Consider the following 2,670-nt stretch of genomic DNA (forward strand, 5'->3'; position numbering starts at 1 on the left):
GCTGGTCGCGGATCAGGGACAGGTTCTGCTTGTGCTGGGTGATGTCGCAGGCGATGCCCTCGACCGAGAGCAAGCGGCCCCGGTCGTCGCAGACCGGGACTTCGAGGATCTCGAAGGTGCGCGCGGTCCCGTCGCGGTGCCACAGCTCGGCCTCGTAGGGCGGCTGCTGTTCTCCCCGCAGGACGGCGCGCGTCCGCGACTCGACCTGCTCGTTGAGGGGGGATTCCGTGAAGCGCCACGGCCTCTCCAGCCGGTACTCGTCGGGCGTGTAGCCGAGCACCTGCTTGACGGAGGGGCTGATGTAGGCCAGGCCGCCGTCGCTCTTCAGGGAGTAGAAGATGTAGCGGTCCTTGAGGCTCTCCACGAGCAGGCGGTAGCGCTCCCGGCTCGACATCAGCTCGTGCGTGCGCTCCTCCACCCGCGATTCGAGCTCCGCGTTCATGAGGCGCACCTGCTCCTCGGCCTCCTTGCGGGAGGCGATGTCGCGGATCAGGGCGCACATGATCTCCTGGTCCTCGAACTGCACGAGGCTGAGCGACGACTCCACCGGCACGATGCGCCCGTCGCGCAGCTGGTGCACCGACTCCTTGCGCAACGACCCGGCGCTTCGCAGCACCTCCCAGAGTCGGGCGAACGTCGCCGGCGTGTACTCGGGGTTGATGTCCTGGGCCGTCAGGGCGCGGAATTCCTCGCTGGAATAACCGTAGTACCGGCAGGCGGTCGCGTTCACGTCCAGGAAGCGCCCCTCGCGCGTGACCCAGAACACGGAGTCGTTGGCGTTGTCGAGGCTGAACGTCTTGAGGCGGAGGTCGCGCTCGTGGCGCACGCGCTCGGAGACGTCCTCGTAGACGGAGACGACCTCGCCGGTGGCGAGCCGGTAGACGTTGTTCTCGCGCCAGGCCGCGACCACGCCGCCGCGGAAGCAGGCGGGTCCGTGATGCTCCGGGGTCCCCGTGCGCCAGACGCGGCGCAGGACGTCGAGCAGGCCGAAGTCGACGGCGCTGGGGAACGTGTCCACCAGGTCGCGCCCCAGGACGTCCTCCCGCCGCACCCCGTCGATGCGCTCGCCCGCCCGGTTCATGTCGAGGAAGCGGAAGCTGTCGCCGTCGACGGATTCGTAGACCGCGACGCCGGCCCACATGTTGTCGAAGAGGCCGCGGTGCCGCGACTCGCTCTGGCGCAGCGCCGCCTCCACCTCGACCCGCCGGGTGACGTCGGTGACGAAGCCCTCGGCGGCGACCAGGGCGCCTGCCTCGTCGTGGACGGCCAGACCCTGCTCCCAGACCCACCTGACCTCGCCCTGACGGGTGACGATCCGGTACTCGATCTCGTAGGAGCGCCCGTCGCGCAGGGCGGCGTCCATGGCCCGCCAGACCTTGTCGCGGTCCTCGGGGTGCACCACGTCGGCGTGGCGGATCTCGATCTCGTCGATCAGTTGGTCGGGGCGCCAGCCGGTCAGCGCGGTGCTCCCCTCGCTGATGAACTCCACCGGCCAGCCGGGCGCGTTGCGGATGCGGAACGCCATGCCCGGCAGGCTCGTGAGCAGGGTCTCGAAGCGGCGCCGCTGCTCGCGCAGCTCCCGGTCGTGCTGCATGTGGCGGGCCACCAGCTCGGCCAGGTGGCAGGCGAACGCGAGCTCCTCGGACCGCCAGGAACGCGGCGCGCCCACGTGCTCGAGGCTGAGCACGCCCGCGACCTCCCCGCGCCGCCGCACGGCCACTTCGATCATCGAGGTGATGCCCCGCGGCCGCAGGTAGCTCTCGCCGATGTCACGTGTCCGGGGGTCCCGCATCGCGTCGCCGGCGTCGATCACGTGACCGGAGCTGATCGCCGCCAGGTAGCCGGGGTAGTCACTGATCCTCACGGTCAGCAGGTCGTCGAGCCTCGCCCCGTCCGGCCCCAGCATCTTCGTGCAGGACAGTTCGTCCGACTCGAGATCCAGTCGCCAGTAGCTGGCGCGAGCGACGCCCAGCGCCCGCACGGCGGTGCGGCAGACGGCGTCCACGACCCGGTCGAAGTCCGTCCCGTTGGCCTCGGGATCGTTGGCTAGGTCCACGGCGTGCCGGAACAGGTCCGGTGGCCGGTTCGCCGCGGTCGGCGGCGGGTTCAGCAGTTCGAGATCGCGACTCAAGGCGGGCGCCTCCCGGGTCAGGAATACCAGGTTCCGTCATCCGGCCATCGGCAGGACGGGGACAGCCTTGAGCCGAATCGACACCCGCGGAACGGCGCCGGCCGGGCGGAACAGCGTTATTTGCCTTGCGATTCAGGATCGATTCAGTAGAATGGCGCCATCGAATCCAGCCTGAGCCGAGCGCCACACCGTGACCCGCAACGCGCCTGTCGGCACTCGACGCCTCGCGCCATCGTGCACCCGACCGCCGGGCCGGCTCCCGGCGACGAGACCGACCCGAACAGGGAGATGAACCCATGGACACAAGGCTCGTGAAACCGCTGCTGCTGCTGCTCCTGATCGCGACCGCCACGTCAGCCGCGGCCACCGACATCTCCGACGAGTACTCGGTCTTCAGCCTGTCGCCCTACGCCGGCGCGACCTTCCTGACGGACGAGCTCGGCATCGAGGACGACCTCATCTTCGGCGGCCGCGCCGCCGTCCAGTTCATGTCCTGGCTGGGCGTGGAGGGCACGTACGGCTTCAGCGACACCGAGCAG

The 2,670-nt window shown here is 69.8% G+C and carries 2 protein-coding genes; one reads left to right on the plus strand and one right to left on the minus strand.

What is annotated here, in order from left to right; translation table 11 throughout:
• Positions 1 to 2,131: PAS domain S-box protein (locus Q7W29_02495; GenBank protein MDO9170679.1), on the minus strand; the 2,131-nt coding region annotated here is incomplete at its 3' end.
• Between the two features lie 296 nt (positions 2,132 to 2,427).
• Here Q7W29_02495 and Q7W29_02500 point away from each other — a divergent pair.
• Positions 2,428 to 2,670: hypothetical protein (locus tag Q7W29_02500; protein MDO9170680.1), on the plus strand; the 243-nt coding region annotated here is incomplete at its 3' end.

Source organism: bacterium (genome assembly GCA_030654305.1).
In the GTDB taxonomy this organism is placed as follows: Bacteria; Krumholzibacteriota; Krumholzibacteriia; order LZORAL124-64-63; family LZORAL124-64-63; genus PNOJ01.